Raw genomic sequence first — 13,750 nt, 5'->3', positions numbered from 1 at the left:
GCCTTTTGAACCTCGGGCAGTCCCGCGCAGCGGGACCGAGGCCCCTGGTTGGGCCGAGCCGAGGTGATTAGGCTGGCTCCACGCGCAGCCACGCCGCAGGGACGCCTCAATAGCTGACGCCCCCCGCAGCCACGTCAAACGGTATCGTCCTCGTACCAAACCCCTTCTGCCAGCATCATCCGATGATGCCCCTGACCTGCCGGCATCATGGGAAAGCAGTTCTCTTGCGCGGCAACGGCGACGTCCAGAAAGTACGGACCGGGATGGGCCAGGCACTGCGCCAGGGCTTGATCGAGTTGCGCCGGGTCATCGACCCGCGCCGCCCCCCAGCCAAAGGCTTTGGCAACGGCGACGAAGTCGGGGAGGGAGGCGTTGTAGCTGTGGCTATAGCGGCCGCCGTGGATGAGTTCTTGCCATTGGCGCACCATTCCCATGTAGCCGTTGTTGCACAGGACGACTTTGACAGGCGTCTCGTGTTGCGTGGCGGTGGACAGCTCCTGGATATTCATCAGGACTGAGGCGTCGCCGCTCACGCAGACGACGGTTTTGTCAGGGTGGGCGACTTGGGCGCCGATGGCGGCGGGCAGGCCGTAGCCCATGGTGCCAGCACCGCCAGAGGTCAGCCAGCGGTTGGGTTGGTCAAAGCGCAGGTACTGAGCGGCCCACATTTGGTGTTGGCCGACGTCGGTGGAGACGACGGCGTCGCGATCAGCCAGCGCGACGTTCAGACGCTGCATGAGCTGTTGCGGCAAGATGGCCTGCGCGCTGGGTGAAAAGGCCAGGCAATCTTTAGCGCGCCAAGCGTCGATACGACGCCACCAGTCAGTTAGCTTGGCGGGCGGGAACGGCTCGGCTTTCAGCGCATTGCGCAGGGCATCGATCAACGGTAGACAGTCGCCGACAAGCGCGACGTCGACGCGCACGACTTTGTTGATCGAGGCGGGATCGATATCGATGTGAATCTTGCGGGCGTGCGGACAAAACTCGGAGAGCTTGCCGGTGATACGATCGTCAAAGCGCGCGCCAATACACACCACCAGATCGGCTTCATGCATGGCCATGTTGGCCTCCAGCGTGCCATGCATGCCCAGCATGCCCACGTATTGCGGATCCGAAGCGGGAAACGCGCCCAGGCCCATCAGGGTCAGGGTGCAGGGCGCCCCCGTTTGACGCACGAGATCGGTAAAGGCCTCGCACGAGGCGGGGCCGGAGTTGATCAGACCGCCTCCGCCATAAAACACAGGACGGCGCGCCTGTGCGATCAAGGCAGCGGCACGGCGTACGGCGCTTTGGGGCAATTTCAGCGGGGCCTTGCCAGCCTGACGGCGTGCGCGCAGCGCCGCGACGCGCGCGCTTTCTGAGGGCTGCGCCGGGGGTAGGTGCGGGGTAAGCTGCACGTCTTTGGGAAAGTCGACGAGCACCGGGCCCGGTCGTCCCTGCCGGGTCAAGTCAAAGGCGCGACTGACCACGTCGGCCACATCGTCTACGACCCGGATCTGTGTATTCCACTTGGTCACCGACCGCGAGATCCCGATCGCGTCGCACTCTTGAAAAGCATCGGTGCCGATGGCGGACGTCGCCACCTGCCCGCTAATACACAATACCGGGATCGAATCGCACATCGCGTCCAGCAGACCCGATGTGGTGTTGGCCATGCCCGGACCCGAGGTCACAAATACGACCCCTGGACGGCCAGTCGTACGGGCATAGCCTTCGGCCGCATGCACCGCCGCCTGCTCATGGCGAACCAGTACGTGACGTAAACGCGACTCGTTGTACAAGGCGTCGTAAAGGGGCAGCACGGCGCCGCCGGGGTAGCCGAATACGGTATCGACACCGTGTGCAATCAGCGTGTCGAGCAAAATTTCCGCCCCGTTACGGGCGGGGCGGGTGTCGGAGTTCAAAGCGGCGAGAGCCTGGGCGTGGAGACGATCATTCATGGTAAGTATCTTATGCCTTTCTCTCTAGAATATTTCTCTCATTTCCTACAAAATTGGCCATTTTCCAGTAAATTTATCTGAGTTTTAGAGGAAATAAAGAAAATGAAACTGGACAAATTCGATTTGGCGATTTTGAAGGTCCTTCAGCAGAATGCCCGCGCCAGTCTCAATGAGATTGGCGCCGCGGTAAGTCTGTCGTCCACCCCTTGCTGGAATCGCATCAAGCGCATGGAGACCGCCGGCGTCATCCGCGGCTACACCGTGGATCTGGATCCCGCCAGCCTGGGCTTCATGGATACCGTCATTGTGCACATCACGCTGGAAAGCCACAGCGAAGAAACCTTGTACGAGTTCGGTCGTGCGCTGGCGCAAATCCCCGAGGTCCTCGAAGCCTTTCTCGTATCGGGCGACTACGACTACTACATCCGCATCGCCGTGCGTGACACCCGCGACTACGAACGTCTGCTGCGCGAACAGCTCTACCGCATTCCCGGCATTCGTCACAGCAAGTCCTGCTTTGTACTGCGTCGCCTGAAGGAAACCCAACTGCCGCTGACCACCGAGACATCGGACTGACCCTGTCACAAGTTCCCCCCTATAATCGCCGCTAATCCGCTACTTGGCTTTGCTTTCATGACCACTGCTGAATCACCCAAGCCCTGGCACGTCGTGCGCCGTTCGAAGCTGCACGGCAACGGGGTATTTGCCGCACGCAAAATCCCCGCCGGTACCCGGATCATCGAATACGTTGGCGCGCGCATCAGTGCCAACGAGGCTGATCGCCGTCACCCCACCAATCCCGACGATCCGTTTCACACGTTCTTCTTTTCGCTCAGCTCGGGTCGCGTCATTGATGGCGGCGACAACGGCAACGACGCACGCTGGATCAATCACTCTTGCGAACCCAACTGCGAATCCCAAGAGGGTAAGGGCGGCAAGCGCGTCTACATCATTGCGGCGCGCGACATCGCGCGTGGCGAAGAGCTGTTCTACGACTACGGCCTCGAGCTGGACGGCCGAATCACCAAAAAGCTCAAGGCGGCCTATCAATGCCTGTGCGGCGCATCTGGTTGCCGCGGCACCATGCTGGCCATCAAGACCCGAAAAACGAAGAAAGCTGCCACGGCGGACTAAGCGTACAATCTCCTCATGCCGCCTATCGCGGCATAGCAGTACGTCTTCAGGGCGGGGCGTAATTCCCCACCGGCGGTAAGTCACAATTACATGACAAGCCCGCGAGCGCCCGGCCTGCCGCATATGGCCGGGGTCAGCAGATCTGGTGTAACTCCAGAGCCGACGGTCACAGTCCGGATGAAAGAAGATGTGCCAGCTTATCCCCGCTCGCTCGCGGGCAGTCAGCATCGGCCGTCGGTCGTTGCGTACTGCCAGGCCATGTGTCCGGGGTGCGCTTGGCTATCCATTGCCCTGAAACGTTTTTCGCCAACCCTTCTGCGAGAGCGTTTCAATGTCCACCGCTATCTCTACCCCAAGTTCAACCACCGATCTCTTTGCCCAGCCATTCCCAACGCGGCTCACGCGTGCGCTGCATCACCTGCGCCTGGGACGCCCCGTGATTTTGATGGACGACGTCGATCGTGAAAACGAAGCTGACCTGATCGTCGCGGCCGACAAAATCACCGTACCCGTCATGGCCCAACTCATCCGGGACTGCAGTGGCATCGTCTGCCTTTGCCTGACCGATGAAACCCTGGATTTGTTGCGACTCCCTCCGATGGTGGCGCGCAACGAAAGCCGGTTCAGCACCGCGTTTACCGTGTCGATCGAGGCCCGTCATGGTGTCACCACGGGCGTTTCTGCCGCCGATCGCGTCACGACCATCCGCGCCGCGATCGCCGCAGGCGTACAAGCCGACGACATTGTCAGCCCGGGTCACGTCTTTCCCTTACGCGCACAACCCGGTGGCGTATTGACACGACGCGGCCACACCGAAGGGTCAGTCGACTTGGCCATATTGGCCGGCCTTCGTCCCGCCGCCGTTCTGTGCGAACTCATGAATCCTGATGGCACCATGACACGAGGCCCGGCCATTGCACGTTACGCAGCCGAGCATGGCCTGGTTGCCTTGACCATCGCCGAGTTGGCCGATCATCGCGAGCAGTTGGCGCAGGCATCGTCCGAACAAAATGCGGAAGCCGTCGTCGCGTAATCCACTCATCAACAGGCAATGCCTGGTCCAACAGGACTGGGCATTGAATCCTTGATGTCGGGCACTTCCCGTTCTAGCGCACCATTGCGCCGGATGCGATATTTGAGGATATCGGTCTGAAATCGATACCCTCGCTCAAACGGGGTAGTCACTAGACACCCATTACTCCTGAGCCATGCGCACCAGACACTGCGCCGCATCGCCCACCACGACTTTGACGCTGCAAGCCAACATCAAATTCAGATTCAAGCCGAAGTCTTCGACCGTATAACCCTCCGCATCCACATAGCGCTGAGGGTCCTCCCGCTGAGTCACCGCGAACCGTTGCACCAACGAATCCGCTTCGCTTACATACGCCCATACCGGCTTGTTCAGGGCAACGGCGTAACCGACCTCGAACACCGTGCCTGAGTCCGGCTCCGCGCCGCGAAACGCGTTTAGATTCGCCATCACCGCGTCGGCCTGACGAATCAGTGCGATATTGGCTTCGTAAATCCACTGGGCCAGTGCGCGACCCGATAAATCTGCCGGCGGCTCATTATCCAAGGGATACAACCCCTCAAAACCGTAGTCGCGGCACTGCTGTTTCAACCACTCACCGTGTGCCAGCGAATCTGCGCGAAACACATCAAAGCCGGCCAAATAAAGTGTCTTCATGATTCCTCGAATCCGCAGCAACACCGCAACCCGGTCACGGCCGTTTACACTGCTGCCGCACGCTGCGCCTGATAGACCTGCAAATGGGTATAAGCCACGCGCAAGTACGGCACATCCAACTGCAGCACCCCCGCACGACGGATCATATCGCCCACGATATGATCGGCCTCAACGGCTCCATTCAAGCTCAGATCGCGAAACATCGACGCCGTCATGGGCGAGTCGCGATCGATGAGCACCTTGAGCGCAAAGTTGTCGGCTTCTGCACGCACCGCGTGTCCCGACGCCGCCGCCACTTGCTGACACTCCCTCAGCAGGCCGCGCAAGACATCTTCGCCGGCATCGGTCGCGGCAATCTGCCCCACCGTGCCCCGCATCAAACACGTGGCCGATGCCAGCGTGGTCAGGAACACATATTTTTCCCAGATATCCTGTTGAATATCCATACTCAGACGGCTGGTGAACGCCGCCTCGCTCAATGCGGCCTCCAGGGCGGTACCACGCCCGCTGCGAGGCTCGCCGGCACGCTCGCCAAAGACAAAGCTGGCGTGTTGCCCCAGATGCTTGACCTGCCCCTGCGCGCCCAACGTCGCATTGATCTGGCACAGGCCCCCCAGCACCCGTGACGCACCAAACTCAACATCGAGTGCATCGTACTGCAGCACGCCGTTCATGATCGGCAAGATTGCGGTATCGGGCCCGATTGCCGGACGGATTGCCTCGATCGCGCTGGGCAAGTCATACGCCTTGCAACTGAGCACCACTACGTCATAAGCCGCATCCAGTTCGTCGGCTATCACCAACTTAGGTTGCACGACAGCATTGCCGAGCGGGCTTTCAATCTGCAAGCCGTCCGCCCGCAATTTCTGCGCCCGCGCCTCGCGCACCAAAAATGTAACGTCGGCGCCCGCCTGCACGGCCCGCCCACCAAAATAGCCACCTGTCCCGCCAGCGCCAAGAAAAAGCAATCGCATTCATATCTCCGGTCAGTTCGTCGCGCCGAGCCAGGGCGCGCACCTATTCATAGATTATGCACCGACAGAAACCTCACACACGCCGCAAGGTGCCTATAATCAATGCGCGCCGCTAACATTTCGCGGCGTCAGCCCCGTCATGTTGCATCGCACGCGCCCACGCCGTCGTTGTGGGGTATTGCGCTTCAGCGTTGCTTGGCCCAGGAACCCCGCCATGACATTTCGTTCTTCCCTGTCGACTGCCAGACGAACGCGACGTATATTGTTGCAGCAGAGTGCCGCCTTGGGTGCGCTGCTGGCGACAGGCAAGCTCTGGGCACAACCCCCCGCCTCTGTCGTTCGGGTCGCCGCCGCCTACCCCGTCCCGGTGGGACAACAATGGGTCTCGTGTATACACAAAGCGTTGGCGACCACGGAAGACCGCGGCGAAATCGACTACACCTATTCGGAAAACATCTCGCTCGCCGATTACGAGGCTGCCCTGCGCCAGTATGGCGAGCAGGGCATGCACCTCATCGTCGGCGAAGCCTTTCACGACGAGGCTCTCACTCGTCAGATCGCTCTCGACTATCCCGACACGGCATTTCTAATGGGATCCTCGGGCCGTCCGCAACATCCCAATTTTTCGGTCTTTAACAGCTACATCGAAGAGCCCACCTACCTGACGGGCATGATCGCGGGCGGGCTGAGTCAGACCGGCATCATCGGCCTGGTCGGCGCCCACCCCACCGGCAACGTCAATCGCCTGATGCACGCATTCATGGATGGTGTGTACGAGATCAATCCCGACGCGCAATTTCTCATCAGTTTCACCAACTCTCGATTTGACCCGCGCAAAGCCAGGCAAACCGCTTTCGCCATGATCGATCGAGGTGCCGACGTACTGTATGCCGAGCGCGTTGGCGTCGCCGAGGCTGCCGAACAACGTGGCAAGCTGGTCATCGGCAACATCATCGACTCGCAGCGCCAGTTTCCCGACACTGTCGTCGCCTCGGCCTTATGGGACATGGCACCCACCATTGAGCGCGCTCTGACGATGGTCAAGCGCGGTACGTTTCATGCCGACGATTACGGCAAATACTCCCAAATGCGCTACGAGGGCGCGATGTTCGCACCCTCTCGCACTCTGGAGGGCAAACTGCCCGGCGCACTGCTGGCACGCGTCCACGCCCGCCACCGAACCATCCTGGATGGCAGCTTCACGATCAAACTCAACGACAAGCCGCTCACGGCGACGAATCTTGCCGCGATCCCGCTTCAGACCAGCGGCAAATAAATACGCGTTTTCAGTTCTGCCGCGGGCGTGACCTTGGGATCATTCACGTACTCTTCCCACATCGGGAAATCACGCGTTTCATAACCACTTGCCGGCAGCCACTCGGAAAACAACCAATGATAAGCCGCCTCAATCTCGCTGTACGGTCCGATATATTCCAACACCGCGCAGGGCGTAGCCGGCAACGAAAATGGCTCAAACACCGCGGTATCCACGTCCCTCTCATCCGGTAGCGTCACACCGGCTCGCGCGCGCAATTGGTCGACAGGGACCTGATCGGGATCATCGTAGTACACACCAAACGACCGCGTCGCAGGTCCGATCAGCTCTCGGCTGGACGCCAGCAAGAACAAGCGATCAAAAGTCATGCCGATCTGCTGATAATCGCCACTGTGTGCCAGCGTCACCAACGACGCGCCTGCAAAAGATTCGATAGTTGTCGGATACATGCCAAGCTCCTGAGGATTAAAGGGCCTGGAGCGCGCATGTCGATAACGACCCGGCGGCATACCGAACACCGCACCAAAAGCCCTGTTGAAAGCGGCTTGCGATGTGTATCCGGCGCGTTGCGCCACCTGCTGCATGGACCGTGCACCCGCCAGATCTACGGACGCCTGATGCATGCGCAGGCGCAACATCGTGGCGTTCACCGTCTCTCCCATCAATGCGCGGTATACGCGGTGAAAATGATAGGGCGACAGGCATGCCAGATCGGCCAAGTGATACAACTCTGGCGCCGCGTCGGGATGCGAGGCCAGCCATTGCAGCACCGGTTCCAACCGGTTGGCATAGTGGATGCGCGTCTTGGATTTCATGCGTTCTCCAGGGCTGCCACTGTATCGACCACCACTTTGCAGATTTTGCGGTTTTTCGAAACGGAGCGAGACCTTCTCCCCACAGCGGTGTCGGGCACCGCTGTGGGGAGAAGGTACCCGGGGAGGTTTCTTGCGCGGCCAGGCGCCAGAACTGCGCGGTCAGTGAGGATACGTACCGGGCAGCAGCACGCTGCGGTCACCCGGCGTCAGCGACTTGCGTCCGCACAAGGCCATGGTCACGTCCATTTCCTTGTACAGGATCTCCAGCGTGCGCGTGACGCCCGCCTTGCCATACGCCCCCAGGCCGTACAGGAACGCGCGTCCGATCATGGTGCCGCGCGCGCCCAGCGCCACGGCCTTCAATATGTCTTGGCCCGAACGAATGCCGCCATCCATCCATACCTCGATGCGCGAACCGACCGCGTCAGCGATGGCCGGCAAGGCGGCAATCGACGACATCGCGCCATCAAGCTGGCGGCCGCCGTGATTGCTGACGATCAGCGCGTCGGCGCCGCTGTCGGCGGCCAGGCGCGCATCCTCAACATCCAGGATGCCCTTGAGGATCAACTTGCCGCCCCAGCGCTGCTTGATCCATTCGACGTCGGCCCAGCTCAGGCGCGGATCGAACTGTTCGGCCGTCCAGGACGACAGCGATGACAAATCGCCAACGCCCTTGGCATGGCCGACAATGTTACCGAACGTGCGGCGCGGCGTGCCCAGCATCCCCAGGCACCAGCGTGGCTTGGTAACCAGATTGAGCAGATTGGCCAGCGTGGGCTTGGGCGGCGCCGACAGCCCATTGCGAATATCTTTGTGGCGCTGGCCCAGTATTTGCAGGTCCAGCGTCAGCACCAGTGCCGAGCAGCCAGCCGCCTTGGCGCGATCGATCAGGTTAGCCACGAACTCGCGGTCGCGCATCACATACAGCTGGAACCAGAAAGGCTTGCCCGTGGCGCGCGCCNCGTCTTCGATCGAGCAGATGCTCATGGTGGACAGGGTGAACGGCACGCCGAATTCGGCGGCTGCCTGCGCGGCCATCATTTCGCCGTCGGCATGCTGCATACCCGTCAGGCCGGTGGGCGCAATGGCCAGCGGCATCACCGCATCGGTGCCGGCCATCGTGGTGCGCAGCGAACGGCCCTCCATATCCACGGCCACCCGCTGGCGCAGCTTGATGGCCTGGAAGTCGGCTTGGTTCGCGCGATAAGTGCCTTCAGTCCAGGCACCGGAGTCGGCGTAGTCGTAGAACATGCGCGGCACGCGTTTCTGCGCCAGGACGCGCAAATCTTCAATGCAGGTGATCTTGGCTAGGTTCGGATTCATGGGACACTATTGACACTAGAGAACCAAAAGGGCGTAGCAAGTATACGCGCGCCCTCCGTACCAAGAGGAATCGCAGCATGCAAGTCCCCCAACACGAGACGGTGCACGTCATTATCAAGGGTGTGGTGCAAGGCGTGGGCTATCGGCACGCCACTGTGCGGCGCGCCCATATGCTGGGCGTTACGGGCTGGGTGCAGAACATGGAAGACGGCACCGTCCAGGCCCTGGTACAAGGCACGCCCGACCAGGTCGACCATATGCTCGAATGGCTGCGCCGCGGCCCGCCGGCCGCCGTCGTGCGCGACCTGATCAGCCAGCGCGATGATACCGACAAGCGCTACGTGCGCTTCGAGCAGTTGTAGGCCTGCTCGCATTAAAGAGACCCCACAACGCCTACGGGCCGCTGCGACACCAGGCGCACTGGTTTACCCGCACATGGTCCGACACCGGCATCGGGTAGATTCAGGGTGCGCCTTTGTCGGCGGGCGCGGTGGCGAGTTTCTCTGATTCGAGATAGACGGTCTGCGTCGAAAAAGCGAAATCCGCACCGTGCGCGTGCACAATCTCGACGATCTTCAAGTAGACCTCTTGTTGTGTGTGCAGCCACGCTTCCCAGTTGGTGGTTTTAGTGAAGCAGTAGACCATGACGTTCAGCGACGAAGCACCGAAGTCGTCGAAATAGACGAGTAGAGTCTGAGTCTGGTCTATTTCTTCGTTTCCGCGCAGCATGGTGCGAATGGCGTCGACGATAGCACCCACCTGGCCCGCATCTTCATAGCGCAGGCCGATCTGCGTATTGATCCGCCGGTTGGTCATGCGGCCGGGATTCTGCACGGTAATCGATGTAAACAGAGCGTTGGGAATGTACATCGGACGGTGGTCAAAAGTCATGACCTTGGTGAGGCGCCAGCCAATCTCCACGACGGTGCCCTCAATGTTCCTGTCCGGCGAGCTGATCCAATCGCCGATGGCGAACTCGCGGTCGTAATACAGCATGATGCCGGAGAAGAAATTGCTCAGGATATCCTTGCCTGCCATGCCGATGGCGATGCCGCCAATGCCACCGAACGCCAACAGTCCCGATACGCTCATACCGAAGTGCTCACCGAAAAGAAGCACTAGCGCGATACACAAGGCGACCTTGAGCAAGCGTGCCAGGGCCCGGGCCGAGGTTTGGTCCTGGCTGCGCCGCAACTGATATTTCTCCAGCATATCGATCAACAGGAACAATTGCCACATGACGACGATCGTCATCGCCAACAGGGCGCAGAGCGCGACGCCTTGCTGTACCGTGTTACCGAGTTGGTACTGCTGGATCAAGCCTTTCAGATACTGTTCCGTCGTCAGTATGGCCGCGCACAGCAACGCAGCCCGCAGGGCGTGCAAAGCGACTCTGCGGCCCAGCTTGCTGACCCGGCGTTCATGGCGCTTGAGCCAAAAGGCAGCGATCAGGCAGGAAAAGATAGCGATGGCGCCGATGCTGTAATTGATAAGCTGAGTCTCGGTCATGCGTGCGTTCCACCTGTGGCGTTTTGTCGTTGTCGGAAAGCGTACGGTATCGTTATGGAAGAAAAGGGCACAATTCAATCGCACCAAATCGCGCTGCGTGACTGTTCCATTGGAACGGTCGCCGTTTTATGTGAGTCATATTTCCACTTGAGAGTACATGCGATGGAACGAATCACGATAACAATCGACGACGACCAGCTTAAAAGTCTAGACCAGCATGTAGAGCGTCATGGGTATTCCAGCAGATCGGAAGCGGTCAGAGATATCCTGCGCGAAGCACAGACCAAAGAGCGAGAGCAAACCTCACCGCGCATGCCATGTTACGCGACACTCAGTTGCGTGTACGAGCACGGAACCCGCGATCTGGCGAAACGTTTGGCGGTAGCTCAGCATGAACAACACGATTTATCCGTGGCAACGCTCCACGTTCACATCTCGCAAAGAGAATGTCTGGAGGTCACCGTATTAAAAGGTCCTTTGTCAGAACTCAGAGCGTTCGCCGATGGGCAGTTCAATCAAAGAGGAGTTCGCATGGGAAACCTGCACGTTCTCGCCTCTGACAGGAACGACCCCCACTGATCGCTGGCTCACTGGTCTGTTTGATGTCCACAGCCGTCCTCAAGTGCCTTGGGGGGCTATGCTCGAGTCAACTTGCGAGCGACACAGGAAAAGCCGGCAAGATGGCGTCGGTAAGGGCCCTGCCTTGTCTCGATTTCAAGAACAAAGGGCTTTGGACCGACGCGGCTTCGATAATTCTTCCCTCATCCATGATCAACACTTTCGTACAGAATCTTTCCACCAGCCGTAAGTCATGGGAGATGAATAGATAGGACACGTCCTGGCTATGCTGTAACTCCGAGAATAAATCGAGTATCTGAATCTGCAAGTGCAGGTCCAGATTCGAGACGGCTTCATCCAGGATAATCAACCGCGGGCCCGGCGCCAGCGCCCTGGCAATGCATACCCGTTGCAGCTGGCCACCGCTCATCTGTTGAGGATACTTGTCATAATCGCGGTCGGACAGATGCACCGCCGCCAACAACTCGGATACACGCTCACGTATCTGCACCCGGGTGAAGCGCTTTAGAAATCGAAGCGGTTCGGAAATGATCTCTCCCACCGTATATCTGGGACTGACCGCGGTTATCGGGTCCTGAAACACCATCTGGACACTTAGAAATAGACGTCGCATCAATGCTTTGTCCCTTGGATCCACACGTTGCTCTTCAAACATGGCGTAACCGCTGCTTGGCGACTCCAAGCCCATCAGAATACGCGCGAGCGTACTTTTGCCGCACCCGCTTTTGCCGACCAGCGCGATTGTCTCCCCATACCCTATGGATAGGCAAACTTGGTCAAGAATCGGCCGATCACTGGACTGCCAGGGGCCCGACCGCTGGCGAAAATGTTTGCTGATCTGCAGAGCTCTCAACAAACTCATGCTGCGTTTTTCCTTTCGTAAAGCGACAAGTGCGCGTCAATCAGCAGTCGACTTGTCGCGGTCCTGGGCTGGTAGAACACCTCAGCGGTATGCTCTCGCTCGATGATTTTTCCGGCATGCATGACACAAACGCGATCAGCCAGGCTGGCAACTACCCCCATATCATGGGTGACCATCAGTATCCCCAGCCCTCGGTTCGCCCGAATGCTATTGAGAAGGTCCAGGATTTCCCGCTGCACGACGAGATCAAGATCGGTTGTCGGCTCATCCGCAAACAAAAAAGGCGCCTCGCTGGCCAGTGCAAGAGCGATCATCGTACGCTGGAGCATTCCGCCACTCATTTCAAATGGGTGAAGGTTCAGGAGATGTGCCGGATTTTTCAAACCCGCCTCGATGAGTGCCGCTTCAATTCGTTGGGTCCAGGATCGCTTATCGAAGCCGAGCGCTTTGAACGTTTCGTATGCGTGAGATCGGATAGTGCGAACCGGATTGAAAGCGCTGCGAGGATTCTGAAGGATGCTGGCAACCAGCCGGCCCCGAATAAAGCCCGCAGGTTGCACGACGTCATCGACCGCCACCGAACCTTTAACTTTATGAACACCCGGGGGCAGTAGATCCAATGCCGCCGCACAAGTCATGGATTTGCCTGAGCCGCTCTGCCCTATCAATGCCAGCACTTCGCCTGTTTTTAATTCAAACGATACATCCTCAAGCAGCAAATGCTGACATCCGCCGACTTGGGTTTGAACCGTTACACCTCGGACAGTGAGAGTCTTCATCTTTAATGCCCATGCTGCATACGTACGGCAGGATCCAGAACATCGCGGACCGCGTCACCAAGCGTATTACACGCCAACACACTCAGGAAAAGCGCCAGGCCTGGCCAAAATATCAGCATCGGTTCGGTCCAGATATACTGACGCGCGTCGGAAATCATGACACCCCACTCAGCCGTGGGCGCTCGCACTCCCAGACCCAGAAAAGACAGACCGGACACGTGCAGCATGATGTGTCCAATGTCTAAAGTCGCCAGTACCAGCAATTGGACAAACGTGCTTGGTAGGAGGTGCTTAAAAAACAGTTCGAGGCGCGTTAATCCCGCCATTTTTGCGGCGAGTATGTAATCCCGATGGATCAAAGACAGTACGACGCCGCGCACAATGCGTGCATACCATGCCCAATGGGATAACACGATTGCAATGATGACGTTGACCAGCCCCATCCCAAGTACTCCAACCAGGAAAAGTGATAGAACCACAGTCGGGAACGCAAGGAAAACATCCGTAATACGCATGATGGTCTGGTCGACTCTGCCGCCCAGATACGCGGCCGTACCGCCAATGGCGATTCCGAGTACAAGTATCAACCCCAGGCAGGCGGCTACAGTACCTAATGAAATGCGCGCGCCTGAAATCAAGCGAGATAGCATGTCTCTTCCCAGGTGATCCGTACCTAGCCAATGATGAAGATCGGGCGCTTTCAAGCGGCTAGAAAGGTCGACCAGATTCGGGTCGTATGGCGCCAGGGCCGTGCCCGTGATGGCAATGATCGCAAAGGCCATTGCGATTACCGCGCATAAACGGACGAACCAGTTGCTGCCTCGCCAAAACTGAAAGATCGCCCCTGAATGGATAATGGCCGTCGTCAT

Annotated in this window: 15 protein-coding genes, 1 pseudogene and 1 riboswitch; of the genes and pseudogenes, 6 read left to right on the top strand and 10 right to left on the bottom strand. The window is 59.0% G+C overall.

Annotated elements, in window-relative coordinates:
• Nucleotides 1-134 precede the first annotated feature (134 nt).
• A complete protein-coding gene (gene ilvB, locus ACNAZS_RS17125; protein WP_415791472.1) occupies nucleotides 135-1,949 on the bottom strand; it encodes a biosynthetic-type acetolactate synthase large subunit in 1,815 nt (604 codons plus the stop codon).
• Between the two features lie 93 nt (nucleotides 1,950-2,042).
• Here ilvB and ACNAZS_RS17120 point away from each other — a divergent pair, with 93 nt between their 5' ends.
• The 3 genes from ACNAZS_RS17120 (at nucleotide 2,043) to ribB (ending at nucleotide 4,107) form a co-directional block, all read left to right on the top strand.
• A complete protein-coding gene (locus tag ACNAZS_RS17120) occupies nucleotides 2,043-2,516 on the top strand; it encodes an Lrp/AsnC family transcriptional regulator (RefSeq protein WP_415791442.1) in 474 nt (157 codons plus the stop codon).
• Between the two features lie 57 nt (nucleotides 2,517-2,573).
• On the top strand, nucleotides 2,574-3,074 hold the full coding sequence (locus tag ACNAZS_RS17115; RefSeq protein WP_415791440.1) for an SET domain-containing protein: 501 nt from the start codon (nucleotides 2,574-2,576) through the stop codon (nucleotides 3,072-3,074).
• Nucleotides 3,075-3,112: 38 nt separating this feature from the next.
• Nucleotides 3,113-3,267: riboswitch (FMN riboswitch) on the top strand.
• 138 nt (nucleotides 3,268-3,405) lie between these two features.
• The gene (gene ribB / locus ACNAZS_RS17110; RefSeq protein WP_415791438.1) at nucleotides 3,406-4,107 is read left to right on the top strand and encodes a 3,4-dihydroxy-2-butanone-4-phosphate synthase; all 702 of its coding nucleotides are present in this window, start codon (nucleotides 3,406-3,408) and stop codon (nucleotides 4,105-4,107) included.
• A 162-nt stretch (nucleotides 4,108-4,269) separates the two neighbouring features.
• Here ribB and ACNAZS_RS17105 read toward each other — a convergent pair whose 3' ends face one another.
• Nucleotides 4,270-4,764, bottom strand: coding sequence for a nucleoside 2-deoxyribosyltransferase (locus tag ACNAZS_RS17105; RefSeq protein ID WP_415791436.1), 495 nt, complete (start codon nucleotides 4,762-4,764; stop codon nucleotides 4,270-4,272).
• 44 nt (nucleotides 4,765-4,808) lie between these two features.
• Complete coding sequence (panE, locus tag ACNAZS_RS17100; RefSeq protein WP_415791434.1) at nucleotides 4,809-5,738, bottom strand: 2-dehydropantoate 2-reductase; 930 nt, start codon at nucleotides 5,736-5,738, stop codon at nucleotides 4,809-4,811.
• Between the two features lie 214 nt (nucleotides 5,739-5,952).
• Here panE and ACNAZS_RS17095 point away from each other — a divergent pair, with 214 nt between their 5' ends.
• Nucleotides 5,953-7,014, top strand: coding sequence for a BMP family protein (locus ACNAZS_RS17095; RefSeq protein ID WP_415791432.1), 1,062 nt, complete (start codon nucleotides 5,953-5,955; stop codon nucleotides 7,012-7,014).
• Here the strand turns inward: ACNAZS_RS17095 and ACNAZS_RS17090 are convergent.
• From ACNAZS_RS17090 to ACNAZS_RS17080, 3 genes and pseudogenes are all read right to left on the bottom strand, one after another.
• A complete protein-coding gene (locus ACNAZS_RS17090; protein ID WP_415791430.1) occupies nucleotides 6,996-7,829 on the bottom strand; it encodes an AraC family transcriptional regulator in 834 nt (277 codons plus the stop codon). The genes ACNAZS_RS17095 and ACNAZS_RS17090 overlap by 19 nt on opposite strands.
• 159 nt (nucleotides 7,830-7,988) lie before the next feature.
• Nucleotides 7,989-8,790: pseudogene (locus ACNAZS_RS17085) on the bottom strand (alpha-hydroxy acid oxidase); the annotation flags it as partial.
• A 1-nt stretch (nucleotide 8,791) separates the two neighbouring features.
• Nucleotides 8,792-9,152 (bottom strand): alpha-hydroxy acid oxidase (locus ACNAZS_RS17080; RefSeq protein WP_415791428.1); only part of this gene is annotated, 361 nt, incomplete at its 3' end.
• A gap of 77 nt (nucleotides 9,153-9,229) precedes the next feature.
• Between ACNAZS_RS17080 and ACNAZS_RS17075 the strand changes: the two genes are divergently transcribed.
• Nucleotides 9,230-9,514 (top strand): acylphosphatase, encoded by a 285-nt coding sequence (locus ACNAZS_RS17075; protein WP_415791426.1) that lies wholly within the window; start codon nucleotides 9,230-9,232, stop codon nucleotides 9,512-9,514.
• 100 nt (nucleotides 9,515-9,614) lie between these two features.
• Here ACNAZS_RS17075 and ACNAZS_RS17070 read toward each other — a convergent pair whose 3' ends face one another.
• Entirely contained in the window at nucleotides 9,615-10,661 is a 1,047-nt protein-coding gene (locus ACNAZS_RS17070) for a mechanosensitive ion channel family protein (RefSeq protein ID WP_415791424.1), read from the bottom strand.
• 54 nt (nucleotides 10,662-10,715) lie between these two features.
• Between ACNAZS_RS17070 and nikR the strand changes: the two genes are divergently transcribed.
• Nucleotides 10,716-11,240: a nickel-responsive transcriptional regulator NikR gene (nikR, locus tag ACNAZS_RS17065; protein WP_415791422.1), complete on the top strand. Its 525-nt coding sequence runs from the start codon at nucleotides 10,716-10,718 to the stop codon at nucleotides 11,238-11,240.
• A 67-nt stretch (nucleotides 11,241-11,307) separates the two neighbouring features.
• On the opposite strand, the gene ACNAZS_RS17060 is transcribed toward nikR, so the two are convergent.
• The 3 genes from ACNAZS_RS17060 to nikC are packed head-to-tail and all read right to left on the bottom strand — an operon-like array spanning nucleotide 11,308 to nucleotide 13,750.
• Entirely contained in the window at nucleotides 11,308-12,102 is a 795-nt protein-coding gene (locus ACNAZS_RS17060) for an ATP-binding cassette domain-containing protein (protein WP_415791420.1), read from the bottom strand.
• Complete coding sequence (locus ACNAZS_RS17055; RefSeq protein ID WP_415791418.1) at nucleotides 12,099-12,881, bottom strand: ATP-binding cassette domain-containing protein; 783 nt, start codon at nucleotides 12,879-12,881, stop codon at nucleotides 12,099-12,101. The genes ACNAZS_RS17060 and ACNAZS_RS17055 overlap by 4 nt, the downstream gene beginning before the upstream one ends.
• A 2-nt stretch (nucleotides 12,882-12,883) precedes the next feature.
• A complete protein-coding gene (gene nikC / locus ACNAZS_RS17050; RefSeq protein ID WP_415791416.1) occupies nucleotides 12,884-13,750 on the bottom strand; it encodes a nickel ABC transporter permease subunit NikC in 867 nt (288 codons plus the stop codon).

It is taken from the genome of Bordetella tumulicola (assembly GCF_965138755.1).
In the GTDB taxonomy this organism is placed as follows: domain Bacteria; phylum Pseudomonadota; class Gammaproteobacteria; order Burkholderiales; family Burkholderiaceae_B; genus Bordetella_A; species Bordetella_A tumulicola.
Note: the sequence above shows the minus strand (reverse complement) of the source record. Positions and strands in the feature narration are given on the sequence as shown.

Excerpts from the sequence above, each read along its gene's own strand:
- nikC (WP_415791416.1), bottom strand. The coding sequence starts at position 13,750 with ATGACGACGGCCATTATCCATTCAGGGGCGATCTTTCAGTTTTGGCGA.
- ACNAZS_RS17070 (WP_415791424.1), bottom strand. The coding sequence starts at position 10,661 with ATGACCGAGACTCAGCTTATCAATTACAGCATCGGCGCCATCGCTATC.
- ACNAZS_RS17060 (WP_415791420.1), bottom strand. The coding sequence starts at position 12,102 with ATGAGTTTGTTGAGAGCTCTGCAGATCAGCAAACATTTTCGCCAGCGG.
- panE (WP_415791434.1), bottom strand. The coding sequence starts at position 5,738 with ATGCGATTGCTTTTTCTTGGCGCTGGCGGGACAGGTGGCTATTTTGGT.
- ACNAZS_RS17115 (WP_415791440.1), top strand. The coding sequence starts at position 2,574 with ATGACCACTGCTGAATCACCCAAGCCCTGGCACGTCGTGCGCCGTTCG.
- ACNAZS_RS17095 (WP_415791432.1), top strand. The coding sequence starts at position 5,953 with ATGACATTTCGTTCTTCCCTGTCGACTGCCAGACGAACGCGACGTATA.
- ribB (WP_415791438.1), top strand. The coding sequence starts at position 3,406 with ATGTCCACCGCTATCTCTACCCCAAGTTCAACCACCGATCTCTTTGCC.
- nikR (WP_415791422.1), top strand. The coding sequence starts at position 10,716 with ATGGAAGAAAAGGGCACAATTCAATCGCACCAAATCGCGCTGCGTGAC.
- ACNAZS_RS17075 (WP_415791426.1), top strand. The coding sequence starts at position 9,230 with ATGCAAGTCCCCCAACACGAGACGGTGCACGTCATTATCAAGGGTGTG.
- ACNAZS_RS17120 (WP_415791442.1), top strand. The coding sequence starts at position 2,043 with ATGAAACTGGACAAATTCGATTTGGCGATTTTGAAGGTCCTTCAGCAG.
- ACNAZS_RS17090 (WP_415791430.1), bottom strand. The coding sequence starts at position 7,829 with ATGAAATCCAAGACGCGCATCCACTATGCCAACCGGTTGGAACCGGTG.
- ACNAZS_RS17055 (WP_415791418.1), bottom strand. The coding sequence starts at position 12,881 with ATGAAGACTCTCACTGTCCGAGGTGTAACGGTTCAAACCCAAGTCGGC.
- ACNAZS_RS17105 (WP_415791436.1), bottom strand. The coding sequence starts at position 4,764 with ATGAAGACACTTTATTTGGCCGGCTTTGATGTGTTTCGCGCAGATTCG.